22 protein-coding genes and 1 pseudogene are annotated in these 22,996 nt (G+C 32.3%); 8 read left to right on the top strand and 15 right to left on the bottom strand.

Annotated elements, in window-relative coordinates; translation table 11 throughout:
* Window positions 1-9: 9 nt before the first annotated feature.
* The gene (locus FJR48_RS05235; RefSeq protein ID WP_152307103.1) at window positions 10-270 is read right to left on the bottom strand and encodes a helix-turn-helix domain-containing protein; all 261 of its coding nucleotides are present in this window, start codon (window positions 268-270) and stop codon (window positions 10-12) included.
* A 139-nt stretch (window positions 271-409) separates the two neighbouring features.
* Between FJR48_RS05235 and FJR48_RS12550 the strand changes: the two are divergent.
* From FJR48_RS12550 to FJR48_RS05225, 3 genes and pseudogenes are all read left to right on the top strand, one after another.
* Window positions 410-1,078: pseudogene (locus tag FJR48_RS12550) on the top strand (methyl-accepting chemotaxis protein); the annotation flags it as partial.
* Window positions 1,067-1,495: a CZB domain-containing protein gene (locus tag FJR48_RS12545; protein WP_241856177.1), complete on the top strand. Its 429-nt coding sequence runs from the start codon at window positions 1,067-1,069 to the stop codon at window positions 1,493-1,495. The pseudogene FJR48_RS12550 and the gene FJR48_RS12545, both read left to right, overlap by 12 nt.
* A gap of 5 nt (window positions 1,496-1,500) precedes the next feature.
* Window positions 1,501-3,174 (top strand): putative bifunctional diguanylate cyclase/phosphodiesterase, encoded by a 1,674-nt coding sequence (locus FJR48_RS05225; RefSeq protein WP_152307101.1) that lies wholly within the window; start codon window positions 1,501-1,503, stop codon window positions 3,172-3,174.
* Between the two features lie 47 nt (window positions 3,175-3,221).
* Here the strand turns inward: FJR48_RS05225 and efp are convergent, their stop codons facing one another.
* The gene (efp, locus tag FJR48_RS05220) at window positions 3,222-3,788 is read right to left on the bottom strand and encodes an elongation factor P (RefSeq protein ID WP_152307100.1); all 567 of its coding nucleotides are present in this window, start codon (window positions 3,786-3,788) and stop codon (window positions 3,222-3,224) included.
* Between the two features lie 126 nt (window positions 3,789-3,914).
* Between efp and tgt the strand changes: the two genes are divergently transcribed.
* Together tgt and FJR48_RS05210 are read left to right on the top strand one after the other, a co-directional pair.
* A complete protein-coding gene (tgt, locus tag FJR48_RS05215) occupies window positions 3,915-5,036 on the top strand; it encodes a tRNA guanosine(34) transglycosylase Tgt (protein WP_152307099.1) in 1,122 nt (373 codons plus the stop codon).
* A complete protein-coding gene (locus FJR48_RS05210; RefSeq protein WP_152307098.1) occupies window positions 5,037-5,861 on the top strand; it encodes an HAD family hydrolase in 825 nt (274 codons plus the stop codon).
* On the opposite strand, the gene FJR48_RS05205 is transcribed toward FJR48_RS05210, so the two are convergent.
* The 10 genes from FJR48_RS05205 to FJR48_RS05160 all read right to left on the bottom strand — a co-directional run bounded on the left by FJR48_RS05205 (window position 5,841) and on the right by FJR48_RS05160 (window position 17,046).
* Window positions 5,841-8,342 (bottom strand): EAL domain-containing protein, encoded by a 2,502-nt coding sequence (locus tag FJR48_RS05205; RefSeq protein WP_152307097.1) that lies wholly within the window; start codon window positions 8,340-8,342, stop codon window positions 5,841-5,843. The genes FJR48_RS05210 and FJR48_RS05205 overlap by 21 nt on opposite strands.
* A 6-nt stretch (window positions 8,343-8,348) precedes the next feature.
* Complete coding sequence (locus FJR48_RS05200; RefSeq protein WP_152307096.1) at window positions 8,349-9,257, bottom strand: cytochrome-c peroxidase; 909 nt, start codon at window positions 9,255-9,257, stop codon at window positions 8,349-8,351.
* Between the two features lie 63 nt (window positions 9,258-9,320).
* Window positions 9,321-10,289, bottom strand: a complete 969-nt coding sequence (locus FJR48_RS05195) for a lytic murein transglycosylase (protein ID WP_152307095.1) — start codon at window positions 10,287-10,289, stop codon at window positions 9,321-9,323.
* Complete coding sequence (gene murU, locus FJR48_RS05190; RefSeq protein ID WP_152307094.1) at window positions 10,274-10,915, bottom strand: N-acetylmuramate alpha-1-phosphate uridylyltransferase MurU; 642 nt, start codon at window positions 10,913-10,915, stop codon at window positions 10,274-10,276. Before murU ends, FJR48_RS05195 begins: the two co-directional genes overlap by 16 nt.
* Complete coding sequence (locus FJR48_RS05185) at window positions 10,912-11,847, bottom strand: aminoglycoside phosphotransferase family protein (protein ID WP_152307093.1); 936 nt, start codon at window positions 11,845-11,847, stop codon at window positions 10,912-10,914. The genes murU and FJR48_RS05185 overlap by 4 nt, the downstream gene beginning before the upstream one ends.
* Window positions 11,834-12,925 carry an anhydro-N-acetylmuramic acid kinase gene (locus tag FJR48_RS05180; RefSeq protein WP_152307092.1) on the bottom strand — a complete coding sequence of 364 codons (1,092 nt, stop codon included), beginning with the start codon at window positions 12,923-12,925 and terminating at the stop codon, window positions 11,834-11,836. The genes FJR48_RS05185 and FJR48_RS05180 overlap by 14 nt, the downstream gene beginning before the upstream one ends.
* A 28-nt stretch (window positions 12,926-12,953) precedes the next feature.
* Window positions 12,954-13,379, bottom strand: a complete 426-nt coding sequence (locus FJR48_RS05175; RefSeq protein ID WP_241856140.1) for a hypothetical protein — start codon at window positions 13,377-13,379, stop codon at window positions 12,954-12,956.
* A gap of 2 nt (window positions 13,380-13,381) precedes the next feature.
* Window positions 13,382-14,866: a sodium:solute symporter gene (locus tag FJR48_RS05170; protein WP_152307091.1), complete on the bottom strand. Its 1,485-nt coding sequence runs from the start codon at window positions 14,864-14,866 to the stop codon at window positions 13,382-13,384.
* Window positions 14,867-15,895, bottom strand: a complete 1,029-nt coding sequence (locus tag FJR48_RS05165; RefSeq protein ID WP_241856137.1) for a glycoside hydrolase family 3 protein — start codon at window positions 15,893-15,895, stop codon at window positions 14,867-14,869.
* A 17-nt stretch (window positions 15,896-15,912) separates the two neighbouring features.
* On the bottom strand, window positions 15,913-17,046 hold the full coding sequence (locus FJR48_RS05160; RefSeq protein ID WP_152307090.1) for an amidohydrolase family protein: 1,134 nt from the start codon (window positions 17,044-17,046) through the stop codon (window positions 15,913-15,915).
* Between the two features lie 63 nt (window positions 17,047-17,109).
* Here FJR48_RS05160 and FJR48_RS05155 point away from each other — a divergent pair, with 63 nt between their 5' ends.
* Window positions 17,110-17,472 carry a c-type cytochrome gene (locus tag FJR48_RS05155; RefSeq protein ID WP_152307089.1) on the top strand — a complete coding sequence of 121 codons (363 nt, stop codon included), beginning with the start codon at window positions 17,110-17,112 and terminating at the stop codon, window positions 17,470-17,472.
* Entirely contained in the window at window positions 17,469-18,512 is a 1,044-nt protein-coding gene (gene lpxB, locus FJR48_RS05150) for a lipid-A-disaccharide synthase (protein ID WP_152307088.1), read from the top strand. Before FJR48_RS05155 ends, lpxB begins: the two co-directional genes overlap by 4 nt.
* Here lpxB and FJR48_RS05145 read toward each other — a convergent pair.
* Window positions 18,502-19,323 (bottom strand): metallophosphoesterase, encoded by an 822-nt coding sequence (locus tag FJR48_RS05145; RefSeq protein ID WP_241856136.1) that lies wholly within the window; start codon window positions 19,321-19,323, stop codon window positions 18,502-18,504. The two genes, lpxB and FJR48_RS05145, sit on opposite strands and share 11 nt — an antisense overlap.
* 410 nt (window positions 19,324-19,733) lie before the next feature.
* On the opposite strand from FJR48_RS05145, the gene FJR48_RS05140 reads away from it, so the two are divergent.
* Window positions 19,734-20,651: a protoglobin domain-containing protein gene (locus tag FJR48_RS05140; protein WP_152307086.1), complete on the top strand. Its 918-nt coding sequence runs from the start codon at window positions 19,734-19,736 to the stop codon at window positions 20,649-20,651.
* Here the strand turns inward: FJR48_RS05140 and amrA are convergent.
* The gene (gene amrA, locus FJR48_RS05135) at window positions 20,648-21,193 is read right to left on the bottom strand and encodes an AmmeMemoRadiSam system protein A (protein WP_152307085.1); all 546 of its coding nucleotides are present in this window, start codon (window positions 21,191-21,193) and stop codon (window positions 20,648-20,650) included. The genes FJR48_RS05140 and amrA overlap by 4 nt on opposite strands.
* Complete coding sequence (dsbD, locus tag FJR48_RS05130) at window positions 21,194-22,996, bottom strand: protein-disulfide reductase DsbD (RefSeq protein ID WP_241856133.1); 1,803 nt, start codon at window positions 22,994-22,996, stop codon at window positions 21,194-21,196. It abuts the gene before it with no gap.

Below are 22,996 nucleotides of genomic sequence, written 5' to 3'. Positions count from 1 at the left end.
TTTTTTATTCTATTTTTTAAAAAAATCACTTACTTCAACATCCAAAGCCTTAGAAATTTTATATATATGTTCTAAATTAAATCTTCTGTTTTTTGCAGAATTTTCGGCATTGGCATAAAATGCAGAAGATTTTTGCCCTATCATTAAAGCCAGTTCTAATTGAGTTACACCCTTTTCTTGCCTGATTCTTTTTATATTACTAGCTACAAGTTGAATAAATTCCCTAACTTCTTCTTCATCAGCTACACATAAATTTTTATATATACTCATAAGTATCCCCCTTAATTATTAATTTTTGTTAAAAATTAATAAATATTTAAATTATATTGAGTTAAAATTGTTGCTACAATCACTTATTGATTATTAACGCATAGATTAAATCACGTGTAATAATATAAAAGGAAATATAATGTTTAACTTTCAAAAAAAAGATAGGCTAAATAAGGAACTTATCCAAAAAAAGGATGAGATCGAACATTTTCAAAATGTGATAAATCAACTTAAAAAAGAGAATGAAAATTTACAACAAAAACTTGAAATAAAAACAAAAAACTTAGATGAACAACTTATTTATAACAGTATTGTTGATTTGTTGTTATCTACATGTATAGATAATATCCCTATTCTTCAAAAAGATTTTTCATCAACCGTTGATACGCTTTTAAATATGCAAGAGCATTCAAAAACTTCCTCTTTTGGTTCAAAACAAAGCTTATCGTCTATATCTAAAAACTTGGTTAAACTGATGGGTGCTATTGAAGAATCAAACGACGGTGTTTCAAAACTCGCTAGTGGAATCGGGGATGTATCTTCCTTAATGGAGCTTATAAACGATATTGCAGACCAAACAAACCTACTCGCACTTAATGCTGCCATAGAAGCAGCTCGTGCGGGTGATCACGGGCGTGGTTTTGCCGTTGTGGCAGACGAGGTAAGAAAACTGGCAGAGAGAACGCAAAAAGCAACCAAAGAAGTTGAATTGACAATCAATATATTAAAACAAGAATCTCACAATATAGAAGAAACATCTTCAACCATGACACATATAGCACAAAAATCAGAACAATTGACAAAAGATTTTGAAGTAAAACTTCAACAATTTGCAGATGACGGTGAACATATTGTTGAATCTATAGATACCGTTCTTGACGATACCTTTATAGGACTTGTAAAATTAGACCATCTTTTCTTTAAAGCCAATGCTTACGATACGTTTTTTCATAATAAAACCGATACTCATTTTTCAAATCATCACGATTGCAGACTTGGAAAATGGTATGATACGGGTATCGGAAAAGATAGATTCGGACATACTCAAAGTTATAATGAACTTCTTAAACCTCATAAAAACGTACACGACCATATTATAAAGGCTATTGAAAATTTAAAAGAAAATTCTACAGATATTAAAGAGATATTGGAACATTTTAAACTAGCAGAACTATCCAGCAAAGAATTATTTATACTTTTAGACAAACTATCTCAAGAACGGTAAATCTTATGTACTTAAGTGATACGTTTAACCCTTTAGAGACAATAGTAAACTATACGGGTGCTTTAGTTTATGTCATAGATTTGCAAAACTATGAAATCATATATGCCAATGATAGATGCAAAGAAGAATTTGGGAATGTAATAGGTAAAACTTGCTACAAAGTATTGCAAAAAGATGAAAACAGCCCTTGCCATTTTTGTCCTATGCAAAAAAATAAAAACCTTTTAAACCTTGATATCGGAACGGTTTACGAATGGGAAAACAAAAATTCAATTAACGGGAAAACTTATCTTTTTAACGACAGAATAGTAAAATGGAACGATAACAGAAAAGTCAAAATTCAAATAGGTTTAGATATAACCGTTCAAAAAAATTTAGAAAAAAAAATATCCAAGCTGGCTTACTACGACACCCTTACAAATCTTCCAAATAAAGATTCGTTAAAAGTTCATATAAGAGAGGCAATATCCGATAGCAAAAAAAACAATAAATTTAATTCTATTTTACTTTTAAATATTGACGACTTTAAACTTGTTAATGATATAAAAGGGCATAATGTAGGAGACAAAATTTTAAATGAAACTAAAAAAAGAATTCAAGAGTGTTTGGAAGAGCACGATATTTTAGGTAGACCCGGATCTGACGAGTTTATTATTTTAAACAAGGTAAATTCCCAAATTAGACACGATGCACTTCATTCAACAAAAAATTTAGCAAAAAAAATACTAAAAACACTACAAAATCCATATACTATAAACGACTATACTTTTTTTATGAGTGCAAGCATAGGTATAGTAATGTTTAACGATGACACTTCCTCTTGCCTGGAACTTATAAATTTTGCCGACAGTGCTCTTCATAATGCAAAGAAAAACGGTAAAAACGGATTTAGTTTTTTTGATCCAAAACTACAAGAAGAGATTATAGAAAAAGCAAAACTAACAGATAGAATAAGACACTCTATAGAACATAAAGAGTTTTCACTTTATTACCAAGCACAATATTCTTTGGAAGAAGAAAAAAAGATAATAGGCTTAGAAGCATTGGTACGTTGGATTCATCCGACTAAAGGTGTTATATCTCCAAGCAGTTTTATACCCGTAGCCGAAGAAAGCGGACTTATAATCAAACTCGGAAATTGGATACTTGAAGAGGCTGTTAAACAGTTAAAAAGCTGGGAAAACGAACAAAGTAAAAAGAATTGGCGACTATCTGTAAACGTAAGCATACGTCAATTTGAAACAGATGTATTCATCCAAACATTAAAAGCTATTTTAGATACGTACAATATAAATCCAAAATTATTAAGACTCGAACTAACGGAAAATTTACTTATAGGGAATATAGATAGGGCTTTAGAGAAAATTTTTCAGTTAAAAAACATGGGAATATCTATTTCAATAGACGATTTTGGGACAGGTTACTCATCTCTTGCATATCTTAAAGCACTTCCGATTGATGAGCTAAAAATAGATCAGTCTTTTATTTGTGATATTGTAAATAACAAAAATGATGAAATCATCACACAAACAATAATCTCTATAGGACAAAAATTTGGATTGGATATTATAGCTGAAGGGGTTGAAACGCAAGAACAAGTCACTAAACTAATGATGATGGGTTGTAACTACTTTCAAGGTTACTTTTTGCATAAACCCGCAAAAGCGGAATTGTTTTAGTTATTTATGCTTTAATGCAAAGAATCATTAAAGCATAAAAAAGAGGTTTATTTTACTTTTTCTAAGTATTCGCCATCTACGGTATTTACTTTGATAGTATCACCTTCAAGTACATGGTATGGAACTTGAACAACTGCACCGCTCTCTAATGTAGCAGGTTTTTTACTACCGCTTGAAGTATCACCTTTAAAGTTAGGTGGAGTCTCAGCAATAACAAACTCCATCACTTCAGGAGCCGCAACACTTATAGCATCACCTTTGTAAAAAATAATATCTACGTTTATACCGTCTTTAAACCATTTAGATGCATCTTCACATTGCTCATAAGATAATCCAAGTTGGTCATAAGTATCGTTATCCATAAACTGATACATATCTCCATCGTCATAAAGATACTGCATAGTTTTATACGTTATCTCGGGAACTTCAAACTTATCACCCGCATGTACGGTTTTTTCAACCACTTTTCCGTTTAAATAACTCTTCATTTTCATACGAACAAAAGCTGCACCTTTACCCGGTTTAACGTGTTGAAATTCAACCACTTTATATGGAACTTCGCCAACAATTAAACGAACGTTTTTTTTGATATCACCCATACCGATTGTTGCCATTAATATGCCTTTTTAAAAATATTTTTTTGTATTCTACAAAAAACGGACTTAAATCTTAGAAAAGTTTCTACAATTTTTATTAATGCTATAATTGCACAAAAATAATAATCTTTGGAATATAAACTTATGGAATTTACTTTAGATGCCACATCAAACAAAGCCCGTGCCTGTACTATAAAAACTGCACATTCAACTATACAAACACCTGTATTTATGCCTGTCGGCACACTTGGTACTATCAAAGCTCTTGATATGCAAGACGTCATAGATACGCTTGGAGCCGAAATAATTTTGGCAAATACATATCATACATACCTTCGTCCCGGAGATAAAACAATAGCAAAAATGGGAAAACTTCACGGTTTTTCAACATATCCTAAAAGCTTTTTAACAGATAGCGGAGGTTTTCAGGCATTTTCCCTGTCCGATATATCTAAACCAAAAGAAGACGGTATAGAGTTTAGAAGCCATATTGACGGTTCAAAGCATTTTTTCACTCCTAAAAAAGTTATAGATATTCAACATAACCTTGGAAGTGACATCATGATGATATTAGATGATTTAGTTGCACTTCCCGCTACAAAAGAGCGTATTAAACTTAGCATCGAAAGAACAACCGAGTGGGCAAAAGACTCTATTGAATACTTTCGTACAAAACAAAAAGAGGGAATTGGAGTAGATCAAAATATATTTGCCATTATACAAGGCGGAATAGATAAAGAGATGCGTACAAAAAGTGCAACTGAGCTTTGTGCACTTGATTATGACGGCTTTGCCATAGGCGGGCTTAGCGTGGGTGAGTTAAATAATGAGATGTACGATACGGTTGAGCATACTACACAGTATATGCCTGAAGATAAACCACGCTACCTGATGGGTGTCGGAACTCCTGAAGATCTAATTGAAAATATAGAACGCGGAGTAGATATGTTTGACTGTGTGATGCCAACCAGAAATGCAAGAAACGGAACTCTTTTTACTTCTTTTGGTAAGTTAAATATTAAAGGTGCCAAATTTAAAGAAGATCCCTCTCCTATAGATGCAGAGTGTGAATGCCCTACTTGTAAAAGATATAGCCGTGCATATATAAACCACCTATTTAGAAGCCGTGAGATTACATACTTTCGTCTTGCAACCCTGCATAACCTTTATTATTACCTAAATCTTATGAAACAAGCACGTGAGGCAATTTTACAAGATAGATATACAGAGTTCAAAAAAGAGTTTTATGCAAAAAGGTCTAAGTAGATGGGTAAAGTTTTTATAACTGATTTAGACCACACTTTTTTAAGAAGTGATTTAAGTGTAAGTGAGTTTACAAAAGATACTTGGAACTCTTTGTCTTTAAAAAGTACTCTCTCGGTAGCTACTGCAAGAACATTTAAAAAAACAGAACAGTTTTTAGATGGTCTAAATATAAATGCACCTATGATTTTACTTGACGGTTCGCTTATTGTAAGTGAAGATAAAAAAATAATAGATATGAAAATCATAGAAAAAGATATGGCAGATGCTATTATTGAACTTGGTTCTAAACATAATCTTTTTCCCTTTGTGCTGGCACTAAAAGATAAAAACCTAAATGAAGCATTTTTATACCCAAAAGAGAGAAATGATTATCAGCACCGTTTATTAGACAGATATATAGGTGATGACAACTTAGAAGAAAAATCAAACATTCGTGCTATGAAAGATAACTTTAAACTGGTATATATGGGCGATGAAGATGAATTGTTAATTTTAAAAAATGAACTATATAAAACTTTTGGAAATTCACTAAAGTATATACTCGCACCTGAAGCCTACATGGATTGTTATTTTCTTACACTGCTTCATGCAGATGCAGATAAGGCACACGGTCTTAAAAAAGTAAATGAATACCTAAACATAGACTTTAAACATTATACGGTGTTTGGAGACAATCTAAACGATATAGGGATGTTTGAATTAGCCGGAACATCGGTAGCCGTCGCAAATGCTCATAAAGACGTAAAAAAGATAGCTACATATATATCAAAACATTCAAACGATGAAGATGCAGTTGCAAAATACTTAAGGGGTTTTATCTCTTAGTATTTGAATTATCTCATCTTTTATCTTTGGTTTACAAAACAGATAACCCTGACCTATTTCACATCCGCCGCTTAATAAAAACTCCTCTTGTTCTGTAGTCTCTATACCTTCTGCTACGTTTACATAACCCATATTTTTTGAGAGTGATATAATCGCTTTAGATATAGCTACATCATTTAAATCATACGGTAAATCATTTATAAAAGATTTATCTATTTTGAGTTCGTTAATCGGAAGCTGTTTTAAATAATTAAGAGAGGAATAACCTGTCCCAAAATCATCTATAGACACGCTAAATCCAAGAGTTTTTAGTTCATTTAGAACTCTCATGCTATAAAAAATATTTTTCATAATATGTGTCTCTGTGATTTCAAGAATTATTGAGCTTGCTTCAATTCCGACTTCATCTATTATATTCATAATATCTTTGATAAAACTATCTTGGTATAGCTGAACGGTAGAGATATTTATAGATATAGTTTGAAGATTTGTGTTTATCTCTCTAAAGTCTTTAAAATCTATACATGCTTTTTTAAAAATAAACAAACCGATTTCTAAAATATCGTTTGTACTCTCAGCTATAGTAATAAACTTATCCGGAGGAATAAGCCCTAATTTTTCGTTTTCCCATCTTGCCAAAGTCTCAAAACCTACAATCTCTTTTGAAGCAATATTATATTTTGGCTGATATACAAGAAAAATTTCATCTTTTTTTAAAGCACCTTTTAGAGCCTGTTCTATATTTAACCTACCATGCATATTTACGGACAATTTTTTCTTGTAATATTGAAAATTATTTTTTCCGCTTTCTTTTGCTTTGTATAAAGCCATGTCTGCACATTTAAATAAAGTGATATAGTTATCTGCATCGTTAGGAAAAATAGATATTCCGATACTTAGAGTTAAGGTCAATTTATTGTTTTTTACATCAATTGGTTTTTGAAACATATCGATTATCTTGGTACTGACATCTGCTGCACTGTAGTTTGTATCTATGGATTCTAAAATTATTAAAAATTCGTCACCGCCTATACGTGCCAATATATCCGATTTTCTAAGTACGCTTCTGAGCATTTTAGCACACTCTTTTATAAAGTCATCTCCGACGTCGTGTCCTAAAGTATCGTTAATAGTTTTAAAATTATCTATATCAATAAACAAAATAGCAATCTTATGATTGTTTCTTTTGGCAATCGGTAAATTAATTTCTAGATACTCTTCTACGTTTGTTCTGTTTGGCAATGACGTCAAAGAGTCGTGGTATGCCATATGTTTAACTTTTTGTTGTTGAATAATGTAATCGGTAATATTTAATTTAACGGCAAGATAATTAACCAACTTTGAATCTTGAAATATCGGTAATATTGAAGCTTTTTCGTAAAACTCCGTTCCGTCTTTACGTTTATTTATAAACTCGCCTTCCCAACGATTTCCTTTATCAAGAGATTTATGCATCTCTTGATAAAACTCATCAGATTTATCTCCTGATTTTAAAATCCTTGGATTTTGCCCTAAGAGTTCATGTTTTTCATAACCGGTTTCTTTTAAAACAATATCGTTCACATATATAATATTTTTCTCGGCATCTGTAATAACAATAGAGTTATAGCTATTTTCTACCGCCGTTGTAAAACTTATTAAATCATCTTTTACTTTTAGTGTGCGTTTATACATGATAAGCAAAGCAGCTAAAAAGAAAAATGCAATAATCAAAAGTACTACAACTACTATACGTCCGTTGTATATAGCATTTGTAAATTTTTTATTCAAAAAGAGTTCCAAGTTTTTGATTGAATCGTTTAAAAAATATTTTTTATTTTTTATTTTAGATAACTTGTCTATTCTTTGTATGCTTTTATTTGCATGAGCTATAAACATTTTTAACTCGTTTAGTTTGTTTTTTTCATGCAGATTGGAAAAGTATTTTACATTTGCAGATATATTTTTACTAAGAAATGATGTATTTATATAATAAAGCATAATATCGGATAAAGTTTTTTGCATCAAATCTATATCTTTTTTATCCAGTAGTCTTTCTTTTGAAACAAGTTCATTTAACTTATTGAGATAATGTATAGAACTTATTAAAAGAGCATTTTCGGATTTAAAGGACTCAATAACATTTTTTTTATCCTTAAAGTCATTTTTTAATCTGTTTAATAAATCGTTATATTTATCTTTAAATACTGTATTTTTATTTTTTGTCGATAATATTTCAAGTTTTTCTTCAAAGTCTTTAATATTTTTATTTATAAGGTCATAATTATTAAATGTAGTGGATTTTAAAAAGAAATTATCAAAACCCTTATTTAATATATGCAGTTCAGAGATGATTTTTTTATATTCAGTATCACTTTGTATAATGCTGTTGGCTCTAATCAAATACAAAGATAAAGCAGATATCAAAACTATAAAAAATATTATCAGTACATATACAGTATCTGTTTTATTTTTTGTAGTAAAATTTTCAAACTTATTCATACTAAACTACTCTATCCCTTGAGGTATCTTACCGCTTAGCGAATGTAAAAATTTTACTATTTTATCTATCTCTGTATCCGTAATAGCACGACCCAGTTGATATTTAGACATAAACTTCACTACGTCTTCTAGTTTATCGTATCTTCCGTCATGCAAATAAGGTGCAGTTTTTTCTATGTTCCTCAGTGAGGGCACTTTAAAATAATAAATATCTTCTTTATTCTGTGTGACTTCGTATCTACCTTTACGTTTAGATGTTGCAGATTCTATAACACCGAATTTATTATATAAATTTCCACCTATGTTAATTCCATGATGACATGTTATGCAACCAACATCTTTAAAAACTTCATAACCCTCTTTTTGCTCTTTAGTTATAGCATCTTCATCACCGTTTAAATATTTATCAAACGCAGACTCCGGAGTTATTAATGTTTTTTCGTATTCAGCTATCGCATCTGCTATATTATCTGCAGTAATACCGTCTTTATACAAGGCGTTGAATCTTTTTCTATATGGAGTATTACTTAATACCTCTATCAAATTTCCAAAATTATTTCCCATCTCTAAAGGATTCTCAATAGGACCCTTTGCCTGCTCTTTTAAGTCCTTTGCTCTTCCGTTCCAAAATTGTCTGAAATTATATATAGAATTAAAAACCGTAGGAGCATTTATATCCCCTTGTCTTCCATTTATTCCGATAGAAAAAACCAACCCGTCATCACCGCCTTTTTCTATGTCGTGACACGTTGCACAAGATACACTGTTATCTAAAGAGAGGATAGTATCAAAAAATAGTTCCTTACCGAGTTGAGCTTTTTTTTCATCTACGGAGATGCTAAGAGGAAGCGGCATTATCGGCTGAGAGTATAAATATAACTGTAAAGCAAATATTATTAAAAGTCTTAAATTCATGCATCTCTTTTATTATTTTATGTTACTATTATATATTGTTTTAATTTAGAACTATATAAAATATTAAAAATAATGTGTATCGTATGCCAGTCTCATAACACCTACTGCGTAATTTGAGGAGTTATTATATTTTAGGACTTTCTTTATGTATATATCTAAATATTGTAAATCTTTTTTCCCGCAGACATAACACTTATAGACTCTGCCGTTTCTATTTTTTTTGTAAGAAAACGATGCATATTGGTTATTATATTCAAACTCATACCAATCGGCTTCAATTTTTTCCATATTAGGGATTTTATCCCAGTCAATAAGTTTTTTATATTTTGCACGTTTGTGTAAAAAATAACTCGCACTTACTATGGCATCTTCCATTTTCGTCAGATCGCAAATTTCGCCTTCACAGTAACTTTTCGCATATTTAAAATTTTCAGGCATAAATTGCGGAATTCCGACAGCCCCTGCATATGAGCTTGGCAAGTTACACTCTTCTGGTTCTACATCTTTTTTGTAACAATGCTTTATTATAGATGCCATATTTGATTTTCCCATTTTTAGCAACCATTTTTGTCTGTTTGTTTTAGGATTTATCCTTTTTACTATAGTGTTAAACACTATAAAAGCATCATGTTTTGGTTTTAGTTTTCCAAGACTTGTTTCTTTCATAAGTATGGAAGCTACAACCTCACGGTTTACTCCGTACTTTTTTTCTGTATAGTCATAAACTTCTTTATACTTTTTTAGATGTTTTACTATTTTAGGTATTGAAGAAACTAATGAGTTATTTGCTTTTTTTTCATTTTTTTTATGTGTTTTAATATGTCTTGGCTGAAGATATTTCCAAGATACTTCATCAAACCTTTTTGTTTTGAAATGTGAAAGTAAAAATCTGTTTACATAATCGTAACTTACTCCACTTTTTACAACTTTTTTACAAATATCCGTATAATGCTCGTTTTTAAAATCACAGTTTGTATATTTAGCCGATAACGTAGTTGTTAAAAAAATTAATATTATTATTTTAAATTGCATAGTTTATTCACCTTTTTTAATCTTTGCACAGTACCGATATCCATCCATATTCCCTTATGAATTTCAAAGCTGATTTTATTTTTAGCTATGTTTTGTATTAAAATCGGTGCTAATGCCAGCTTCTTTACTTTCATATTTTCAAACATTTTCTTAGAATAGTACCCTATTCCTGAAAAAGTATATTTTAAACCCTTATATTCAAAGTCACCCTTTGGATTATGTTCTGGATTTTCTACAAGTATCAAATGTGCCAGCTTACCATTTAATTTAAAACCGTTTTTAAACTCGTAATCACACCATATATCCGCATTTAGTACCAAAAATTCTTCACTAAGCTCAGGTAATGCTTTTATGATTCCTCCTGCACTCTCGAGTGCTCCGCTTTCTTGCTCATCGGAGTAGCATATCTCTAAACCCCATTTTGAACCATCGCCGAGCCTCTTTGGTATCATATATCCTAAATGGGCTATATTTATAACTACTTTTTTAAATCCACACTGTGCCAGTTTTTCCAGATGCCACTCTATAAGAGGTTTTTGAGATACTTCTAAAAGCGGTTTTGGTTTTTCATCCGTCAAAGGACGCATCCTTTCTCCGCGTCCCGCTGCCAATATCATTGCTGTCATAATCTAATCGTTTTTAAATACCCGTATAGTTTTGAGGTTTCGTCATATTTGGATGCAGATTCCAACAGATACTGAAGCGTTAGCGGTAAATCTTTTAAATAGCCGTCTTTGCCATCACGCAGATAAAGCCTAGAAAATATTCCAAGTACCTTGATATGACGTTGCATACCCATAAAATCAAACCATCTCATAAACTCTTTATCGTTTGCATCTATACCTGCAATATCTCTAAAATATAAAGCCAACTCTTCTATATCATTTGGCTCAAATCTTATATATAAATCTCTTAAAAGTGAAACTAAATCATAAGTGATGCTTCCATTCATTGCATCTTGATAATCAATAACGCCAAGACTCTCATCACTTCTTAGCATTATATTTCTTGAGTGAAAATCGCGATGTACGAAATATCCTTGCGGCTGAGAAAGAACCTCTTTTGCTATATAATTTAGGGCTTCATCAATCATAGCGGTATCATAGTTTTTGTCTTTTATAAATTTTTCTATAAACCATTCTTTCATCAAAGACATCTCTTTTTTTAAAAACACTTCATCATACATGGGCAAATCATTTGTATCTGCCTTTTGCATCTTCAGTATCTCGTTTATAGCAAGTTTATAATATTTTTTAAAATTATCTTTATTTAATGAGCTTAGAAGATCTTGTGAACCAAAATCTTCTAAAACCAAAAAACCCTCTTCTAAATTTTCAAAATATATTTTAGGTGCATCCACATCTGCTTTTAAGAGCTTTTTTGTTACCTCTACAAACGGTTTTAAAGATTCCTTCTCTAAAGACGAATCCATAACGATAAAACTTTTTTCATCTTTGCTTATACGGAAGTATCTTCTAAAGCTGGCATCGGTAGAAGCTGTTTGTATTTCATAATCTTTATATACGCTATTTGCTAAAAATTTTTTAATCAGCTGCATATACAGCCCCTAAAATCCCGTTTCGCGAAGCACCCGTTACACTTTTTAGATGCAACTCTTCATTAGAGATTCTTTTATAAGCAAAATATGCAAAAGCCATAGCTTCCAAAAAATCGCCGTTAACACCGAATTTATCAGTAGTACATACTTTTATGCCGTCTAGCTTTTGGGCTAACAATTCTATAAGATAAGCGTTATTGGCTCCGCCTCCACAAGCTAAAAGAAGTTCTATTTCATACTTTTTAACCTCTTTTGCGATTATAGAAACACTAAGTTCTAAGAGTGTTCTTTGAACATCTTGAGCTTTTGTACTAAAATTTGTCAGTTTAAGTTCCAGCCACTCTTCATTAAAAAGTTCTCTACCTGTACTTTTGGGTGCTTTTTTTGAAAAAAAATCTTCATCTAAAAAGCGGCTCAGCAATCCAAAATCAACACTGCCCTCTCTCGCCCACTTTGAGTCTTTGTCAAATTTTTTATTTTTATTTTTTTTTATCCATATATCCAAAAGTATATTTGCAGGTCCTAAGTCATAACCGAGCATACCACCTTGAAGTATAGTCAAGTTGGCTATACCGCCAAGGTTTAAGATAGCTGTTTTTTTACCTAAAGTGCTAAACATCTCTTTATGAAATACGGGAGCAAAAGGAGCACCTTCTCCGCCTAATGCTATATCTCCGGATCTAAAATCACTTACAACATCTATTCCTGTTTGTTTGGCAACTAAAGATGCATTTCCGATTTGTAAAGAAAAAGGATAGTCAGATTTTGGTTCATGCCAGATAGTTTGACCGTGAAGTCCTATTGCAGTTATATTTTTGGTATTTAGTGAAAATTCTTTTAAAAACTTTCTTATTGCATCTACATACATCATACCTAGTCGATAATCTGTTTCACCGAACTCTTTAAGAGAGATATTTTGAGAAATCATTTTAAGTACACTTGCTTTTAACTCTTCATCATAAGGATATTCTTTAGATGCAACGACTTTAAAGCTTGATTTGTTTATTGCACACAGTGATATATCTATGGCATCCAAACTTGTTCCGCTCATAACACCGATGTACAATTCTTTTTTCATACCTTGCCTCTTAATACTTAAAAATCAACTAAAAACTCCCGTAGTGCATCGCCTGGGATAAGAAAATAATTATAATTACGAGTATAAAAGGTACTAAATGACTTTTAAAAATAAAAGGCTGAATACCGAAAAACACTTGTAAAATTCCGCGAGCTCCAAGCCATAATCCCAAGAATGCTTTTAGCCCAAGCATAATTTGAAAACTGCTAAGACCATCAGCACTAATAGTTCCAAAATTTTCATGTAAAAGGTATATACCGCTTATAACAGCTACTACAAGAGCTTTTGGCACAACCTTTCTAACATACTGCATAAAGTATTCTCTAACTTTACTATGCTCATCATCGCTCAAATCATTTTTCATTTTTGCCAAAAAAAGATTATCCGTAAAAAGAAACCCACCGTAAATAAACACCGAAAAAATATGTATTAGTTTAACACTCAAATATAACAATTTTAATCCTTCCCAATCTGCATAATAATAAACGAGATAAAGGTTCCTATCATTAATTGCCATGCGAAACCTATATCAAAACCAAAAGTATACCCTTGCATACTTAAAACACTCAAAAATCCACCTAAAAGTGCATAAGGGACTAACTTTGAGTTACCCCTTGTAGTAAATATGGCTGCGGCAAAAACACCTAAAAGTCCGCTGTAGGCATATGCCATTACACCAAGGGCAAAACTTATAAGCGGAACTTCACTCATAGAGTGGACGATATAACTCAAAATTGCCATAACAGATAATGCCAAAGCAAATAAAAGCACCATAATTTTTGCCATTTTTACAAAATGCAACTCTTTGGTGTTTGGATCTTTTTTTAATTTAAAAGGCTTATATATATCTTCAATAGCGACCGAGCTCATAGCACCTAAAACAGAGTTTGTACTAGAGAGTGCCGCGGCAATTGCCCCAATTGTAACAAAACCTTTTAAACCCTCAGGCATCTCATTTAAGATATAGTACATAAAAATCGTAACACTCTGTCCTTCAAACTTTTGTGAGATGCTATGTTCTTGGTAGTAAAGATATAAAAGCAGACCTATTGATAAAAACAACATAGATACCGGTATGCTTAAAAGTGTAGCACCGTATAAAGAAAAACTTGCCTGTTTTTCATTTTTACATGAGAGTACCCTTTGAGTTAAGTCCTGATCAAGCCCAAAAGCGGCAATATTTAAAAGCATATATCCGCTTAGAAGAGCAAAGATATTAAACTTCCCCTCATTTGAAAAACTTAATTCAAAATCTACAAATTTTAGCTTTTGAGCTTCATTTAACTTAGACATTATAGTAGAGAAATCCATACCTAAAGAGCTATACAGATAAAAAAGAACCGCTATCCCGGCTCCAAGATATACCACTATCTGAATAATGTCACTGTATATTACTGATTTTACACCGCCGAAATAGGTAAAAATCAAAGCACCTATTATTAAAATAATCACACTTAAAACTACGCTGTAAAAGCTCACTTCATAAAACACAATCATACTAAGTGCAATGGCAGCTATATAAAGCCTAGCCCCCGATGCAAATACACGCCCTACCAAAAACATTATCCCTGCACTCTTAGATGCACTCTCATCATACCTTGTTTTTAAAAGTTCATACACACTAAGTGCATTAATTGCATAAAACCTAGGTACTAATAGTTTTGAAACTATATATATGGCCAAAAGTGAGGTTATAGAGTAACCTATAAGCGTTAAGTCGTATCTGTAAGAAAACTCCGGTGCACCCAAAAATGTTGCAGCTGATTGAGCTGTAGCTAAAAGTGAAAGAGCTACGGCATAAATAGGCATAGCATTGGATGCTACAAAAAATTCACGTGAGCTTTTCATATTTTTATTGGCTAAAAAGATAGATGCAAAAATAAGCAGTGCAAAGTATGAAGCAAATATCAACCAGTCATAAAACGAAAAGCCCGTTTGCATCTATATCTCACTCAAAAGTCTATCTATGCGTTTATTTGACTCTTCTATACGTTCTTGTGCTATCTCGCCGTTTATTACAAGCTTATAGATAATATCTATAATATCTTCAGCCTTGTCGTCTCCTAGCTGATTACAGTACATAACTAAATCAACTCCTGAGTTTATGCTAAGTTTTAATGCCTCTTCATTTGAGTAGTGCTCTTTTATAGCACCCATCTGTAAATCATCCCCTATAATTACACCGTCATACCCAAGTTTTTCTCTAAGCAACTTTGTATTTGTATTATAAGATAGTGTAGCTGGATACTTATCATCCAAATTTTTGTTAAAAACGTGTGCAGTCATTATCATCTTGGTTTTATAAAGAAGTTTTTTATACGGTTCTAATTCTAGTTCACTCCAAGTAGTTGTAGCATCTACAAAACCCTCGTGTGAATCACCCTTAGCCGAACCGTGACCGGGAAAATGTTTAAGACAGCTAATCACTTTATGATTAGCCAGTTCATCCATAAATATCTCTGCATATTTACTTACTGTTTCTGCATCATCACCATAAGCCCTGTCCAATTTGTATATGACGTCACTCTCTTTATTTAGACCTAAATCTACAAGTGGTGCAAAGTCAACATTTACACCCAAGTTTTGCAACTCGGATGCAATGGATGTATAATGCTTACGTGAAGTTTCTTCACCCAAAGAAGCAAGTCCTTTTGCCGATAGAGTTTTAGAAAAACCATCTTCTTGTTTAAGTCTGGCTATACGCCCGCCCTCTTGGTCTATAGATATTAAAAGTTTCTCTTTGTTTATATTTTGAAGCTCGGTCGTCAATTTTTTTAATTGTGCTGGATTTTTAATATTTTTAGCTTTTTCTCTATCATTATAAAATTTATCAAAAAGTATAACTCCACCAACTTTATACTCTTTTATACACTTATAAATATAGTCTTCTTTATCTGCTTTAAGAGTATCAAACCCTACAATAAGCATCTTAGCGATTTTATTTTTTAACTCTAACTCTATTGTATCCACAAAAGTTCCTTAAATCTTTATAGATTTATAACCTCTCCAAACACATTTTCTCCGTTATAAAGAGATTGGGTATTATCTATTGTTGATTCCACTTCAGGATTAAAAAGAATATACGATTTTTTAGTACCCACTACATTTCCTGGATTTAAAGAGACCAACTCAACAAGTTTCTCCATGGAGATTAAACCTGTTTTTACGAGTTTTGTATAGTAAAGAGGGAGTGCATCAGCTATAGATTCGCATCCGTATGCGGCATCATAAAACGCCACTTCTTTATTTACCGGGGAAGATGGCTGATGCAACATAGTCAAAATATCTATTTGTCCGTTTTTTAATGCATCTTGAAGTAAAACTACATCGCTTTTGGATGTAAGAGGCGGGTCAAGTTTCGCAACCGTATTAAACCCTTCACAAGCCTCATCTGAGTTTATCAAATGATGAAGAGACACTTCACAGGAAACTTCTACTCCCTCTTTTTTTGCTTGTGTTATCAAAGAGATTGAACGAGGAGATGCTATGGATTTAAAAAGTATTTTTATTTTAAAATGTCTTGCTATCTCAATCATACGACTAACATGTAAAACTTCACTCAAATCAGGTATGCCTGCAAGTCCTAATCGAGAACTTACATCACTCTCAAGCATAACACCGCTGCTTATAAGTGAGTTGTCCTCAGCTTTTACAAACAAAGTATTTCCATACATTTGAATATACTCGGCTATTTTTATAGCTACGTCGTTTTTTGCTATAGTGCTCATATACGGACTGATAGCACCTTTTTTCAAAAGAATTGCGATATTACTTAAACTTCCGTCGTTTTGAAGTGCATTTAACATAACATCTACGTTTGAGCCTTCTGCATCTCTGAGTCCATTTTGTGCAAATTCTAAAATTCCTTCATTATCTATAGAAGGTGTTGAATCGGCGTTTAAAACTATATGACCGACACCTCCTTTTTTAGCTTCAAGCGATACTGCTTGGATATTTTGCGAGTTTAACACACCGTCGTTAAGTCTAACATTCAAATCAACCAAAGCAGGGATTAGGTACGCACCGTTTGCATCTATAATATTGTCTGTTCTGTCTTCAATAGTAAAGTTACCTTCACGTAAACCCTCATCATCACAAATCATTGCGTTTTTTATTACCATTTTTGCCTGCCTTTGCTGCTGGTTTTGATATAATTTTGTTATTATAATTTATTGAGGCTTAGATTGCGTTTTCTTTTACCATTATTTTTAATTTTTTTAACTTTAGATGCAGACACTATTTATGAAAAAGGTAAAAAACTTTATAAACAAAAAGGTTGCGGAGGTTGTCACGGTGTAAAGTTGGAGGGTATGCATAGGTATCCCTATCTGGCTAACCGTGCAAAAGGTTTTCTAACTTACAAGCTAAATCGTTTTCGCTCACGCGAAGCAGACAACCAGCAACAAGAGATGATGATACCGTTTGCTATGAACCTTAGCGATAATGAGATAGATGCACTCACTACATATATGAACGAATATATAGAAGAAACATCGACTCAAAAATATGATGACAGTTTTTACCAAGAAGGAGACGGCGGTTCATGAAAATACTTGTTTCTGCATTAGAGCACTCGGCAAATGTGCATCTAAAATCATTAAAGAAAGAACTAGCTGACGATGTAGAATTTGTCGGGATATTTAGCAACGAGCTTGGTAATCCCATAGTCGATTTATCGGCTTTGGCAATAATGGGCATTGTAGATGCACTAAAAAAACTGCGTTTCTTTTTTAAACTAAAAGATGAGATGGTTGAGTTGGCAAAAGATGTTGATAAAGTGCTTCTAATAGATTCTTCAGGCTTTAATCTTCCGCTTGCAAAAGCACTTAAAAAAAGATATCCAAACAAAGAAATCATATATTATATTTTACCTCAGGCTTGGGCATGGAAGAAAAAACGCATCCCTGTTTTGGCACGCACTATAGATACACTTGCATCTATACTTCCATTTGAGCCATCTTACTATCCTAGTGATGCAAATATTACTTATGTAGGGCATCCTCTGCTTGACCAAATTACAGAGTTTAAAACATCTCTTAACGATAAAGTTAAAAAAATAGTCTTTATGCCCGGAAGCCGTAAAGGTGAGATAACGAGACTTATGCCGATTTTTAGAGAAGTAAGAGAAAAACTGGGAGTTAAGGGCATCCTCATTATCCCTACAAACTTCTCACAAGAAAAGATAGACGCATTATACGGTGATATTAGCAAATTTGAAGTTGTGCATGAAACTTACAATACACTCTTAGATGCAGACTTTGCTTTTATATGTTCGGGGACTGCTACACTTGAAGCTTCCATAATAGGTACGCCTCTTGTCTTAAGTTATATTGCAAATAAAATAGACTGGTTTATAGTAAGTCGTTTGGCTACTACAAAATATGCAGGATTAGCAAATATTATGTACGATAAACATAAGGGCAAAACTATGCATCCGGAATTTTTACAAGATGCAGTTACCGCTCAAAATCTTATAGATGCGTTCAATAACTATAATAGAGATTCATTTTTAAAAGACTCTAAAGAGTTACGTGCATATTTGCAACATGGAAGTTCAAAAAATGTTGCTGATTTGATTACGAAATAGTTATCTCTGTAATCTCCGATGAAGCTCCAAGTCTCATCGGAGGACCCCAAAAACCGGTACCCTTACTGACGTAAATCTGCAGTTTTTCATCATGTTGATATAAACCGTTAAGATATGGCTGTTGTAATTTTACAAGGGCTTTAAACGGATATAACTGCCCGCCGTGCGTATGACCGCTTAGCATCAAGTCAACCTCCCCTGTTACTTCTTCTATATATCTAGGCTGATGCGCCAAAAGAACAGTCGGTGAGTTGTTATCAATATCCATTAGAGCATCTTTGATTTGGGGCATATGATGCCCTGCTCTATATCCAAAAATATCATAAACGCCTGCCAAATTAAAACCTTCACCTTTGTCTCCAATGTAAACATTTTCATTCTCTAAAACTCTAAAACCAAGTTTTTTGACTTCGTCTATTATCTCATCAACATTGTGAAAATACTCATGATTCCCTACTACAAAATATATGCCGAGTTTATGTTTTAGCTTTTTAAATTCATCAAGAGCTTCACGTGCACGTGAAATTTTTATATCTACCAAATCACCTGTTATTACTACAATATCCGGTTCAAGATTATTTACTCTCTCAACAATAGAGTGAATAAAATTTTTATCTACGATTCCGCCTATATGTATATCACTAAGTTGTACTATTTTATATTTATTTTTTAGATTTTTTATCTCAACATCTACGCGTTCTAATTTTATAAACTTAGCTTCATATATTGCACGGCTACTTAATGCAAACGCAACACCGAGTGAAGATATATCAAGTGATTTTTTAAAAAAATCTCTTCTTTTATTACTCATAGGTACTCTGTCTGAGATAACTCTAATTATGTCATAGAACACTGCACTACATAATAGTAGAAAGAGAATACCTATAGGAAGTGAAACTAAAAAGTATAACCAATTTGGAAAATCAAATAAATACCTTCCTAATACATAAAGTACAATTCCGAATATATTTATGTATAAAAAATATTTTAAATATTTTTTTGACTTTTGACTGAGATGCAGTTGAGTAAAAAAGCGTCTGTTTATATACATATTTATAATTATAAATACACCTATAAAAGCGACAAAGAATAATGGCATAAATTTTAAAAACATATTTTATTATACATATTTTTTGGTTTTCTTTATATTTATAAAAGTAATTTTTTTAATTTGTAAATGTGATATAATAATTACCATACTATTCGACTAAAGGTTTTAATATGCAAGATCACAAAAGTTTAAAAGAACACTATAAATTTACAAAAGAAGAAGAAGCTACTTTAAAAGATTTACAACCTAGAATGACCGAACTTGCAGATAAATTTGTTGATGAGTTTTACGATTATATTTGGGGATTTGGACGAACTGCCCAATTTTTAAAAAATAAAAAAATAATCCAATACCATAGAAAAAGAATAAAAGAATGGTTTATAAATCTTTTTTGCGGAAACTATGATTTACAATATTTTACATATCTGTATAAAATAGGTGAAGTTCATGTAAGAATAGGTTTGCCTACACACTATGTAAATTCAGCTTTTACTTTTGTTAGAACTTTTGTTTTAACTAATATAGAAGAGAATTTTCTAAATAAAGAGTATCATATAAACGAAATAAAAGCAGTTGAAAAAATAATTGATATTAATCTCGATACACTAACCAGTTCCTACAGGGAAGAAGAATTGGGTAAATTTTTATCTTTATCAAAAATTGAAAAAAATATACTTACTGGCTTAAAAAAATTTAATTCATATATAAACTACTTCTTAGCCGGAGCTTTAGCTTTAGTTGCCTTTTTTGCAATCGGTCTTTTTGGATACGATATATATCTGTTATTTTTCTCGGATAAAGGAATAGAGAAAGGTATTCTTACAGTTTTAGGTAGCTTACTTGTTTTATGGGCGGCGATTGAACTTATACATGAAGAGATTAACCATCTTCAGGGCAAAGGTTTTGCTATAGGTGCATTTATAATGCTCGCAATGGCGGCTCTTATTAGAAAGGTACTTATTTATTCTTTATCATCTGAAAAAGGTGATGAACTTTTGGTTATAGCTGTAGTTATCGTAGGTCTTGCAATATCTTACTGGCTTGTAACGATAAAAAAATATAAAAATCCGGCTGAAAAGATAATTTAGAAGACTATAGATTGATATGTAAATATATCAGCTTCGTTAATTTCATCAAAACTTATTCCGGCTTTTTCAAGTGCACAACTGCTTACAAACTCTTCTGCATCCCAACCCATTTGTATTGCAACATGGGGCAGATAAGTACCGCTTCTTGATCCTTTTTGTATATATATGCCGTCTCTTCCGATAACTATGTCATCCAAAGAGCTTATCTTTTTTCTTGGAGTTAAAACAGATATCTCTATCTCTATATCCTCTAACTCATCTTCGCTTACGGGATTAAATCTAGTATCGTGAAATGCGGAAGATATAGCCATATTTCTAACTACCTCATATAAAGGTTCATTTGGCTCAAAAATCCCTATGCATCCACGAAGTTGTTTATTTTTATAAAGAGTTACAAATGCACCGACATTTGTCTTTAGATTTTGTGAAAGTTCTGTAGCATCTACTTCAAACTTTTTGCCGTTTATTACGGCTTCAAAAAGTGTGTCTCTTGCTATATTTTTTAGTAAATTTTTTTCACTCTCGTCTAAATTAAAACTCATTTAGATACTTTGAAGATGCTTTAAAAAAGGTTCCGGTTCAATAAAACCGACAATGGTTTTTGAATCTATAACATCACCCGCCTCAGATATAAATATAATCACAGGCGGTCCAAATACACCGTATTTGGCACTTAAGGCTTTTTGTTTATCTGTATTTTCCGTGATATCGGCTTTGATTAAAACAAACTTATCCATCTTAGTTCTAACGGCTTCATCTGCAAAAGTGATATGTTCTAACTCTTTACAAGACGTACACCACTGGGCACTAAAATCAATAAGTATCTTTTTTCCTTTATTTTCTTCTAGCAAAGCATCTAACTCAGGAATATTTTTAACTACTTTAAACTCTTTATGTGAAGATGTTTGTTTTACAAATGAAGAAGAAGCTGAAGCTTTAAAAACCTCTAATGGTTTACCCATAGAGCTTGAACCGCCAAGAACACCTACAAATAATGCTAAAGAATATATAAATATAATCATAGCTATAGACTTTTTAACATGGTGATGTGTTTTTTCACTATCAAAAAGACCAAGATAATATGCAAAAGATATCCCTGTAAATGAATATGCAAGCATAGTGATTGTACTATCCAATATACGCTCTAACATCCAGATAGCTATAATTATCATTGTTACACCGAAGAATGCATTTACAAGTGTCATCCATTCACCCGGTTTTGGCATAAACTTACCTGCACTAGTACCGATAAGAATAAGTGGAATTCCCATACCCAAACTCATAGAGAATAAAGCTGCCCCGCCAAGAACGGCATCTCCTGTTTGCCCAATATATACAAGTGCACCTGCAAGCGGTGCTGCCACACAAGGTCCGACAATTAAAGCAGATAAAAAGCCCATGACCGCCACACCTGCAAATCCGCCTTTTTTCTCTCCCGTAGTGCTGACTTTGCTTACAATACTATCGGGAATTTTAAGCTCATAAAATCCAAACATAGAAAATGCTAATGCCACAAATACACCGGCAAATGCAAAAATAACATAAGGGTTTTGAAGAGCGGCTTGCAGATTAGCTCCAAACATTCCTGCTAATACACCCGCGATAGTATATGCCACACTCATTGCAAGTACATAGATAAGCGACATTGTAAATGCCTTGCATCTACCTTCATTTTTACATTGAGAAACTATAACGCCCGATATTATCGGAATCATAGGAAATACACACGGTGTTAAAGACAATAATAATCCAAAACCGAAAAAAGTTAAAAGTATTACCCATAAACTACTATTTTTTATTACATCTGCAATCATATCTGTTTCAGATTTTTCTTTAGTATCTATCTGTTTAATCTCTGTCTGTTTATTTTGACTTTTTTCTTTTTTTACATCTAAAGTTTTTAATGCTTTTGTTTTACTGCTACTAAGCTTATTTGTATCAATTTTTAATTTAAAAGCATCCGTATATGGTTCATAACAAAGTCCTTGTTCAGAACAGCCTTGATAAGATAGTTTAAATTCAATCTCTTTGACACCGCTAATATCTGCATTTTTTTCTAAATCTATTATAAAAGTAGGACTTGTCGTATATGCCATATCTCCATAATGATCAATTGACTTGGGAGATTCAATATTTGCTATAACTAGACCGCTCTCGCTTGGAACTTCAAGTTTTATAGACTCTTCATAAAGATATATATCTTTTGCTATCTCTATTTTGGCAACTATTTGATTTTTTTCATTTACTTCAGCACTTGGTTTAAATGCATCTTCGGGCATCAAAAATTTTGGAGCCGCTATAAGTGAAATAGCTGCGAAAAATAATAGTAACAATTTTTTCATCAT

Origin of the sequence: Sulfurimonas lithotrophica, assembly GCF_009258225.1 — a bacterium.
In the GTDB taxonomy this organism is placed as follows: Bacteria; Campylobacterota; Campylobacteria; order Campylobacterales; family Sulfurimonadaceae; genus Sulfurimonas; species Sulfurimonas lithotrophica.
Note: the sequence above shows the minus strand (reverse complement) of the source record. Positions and strands in the feature narration are given on the sequence as shown.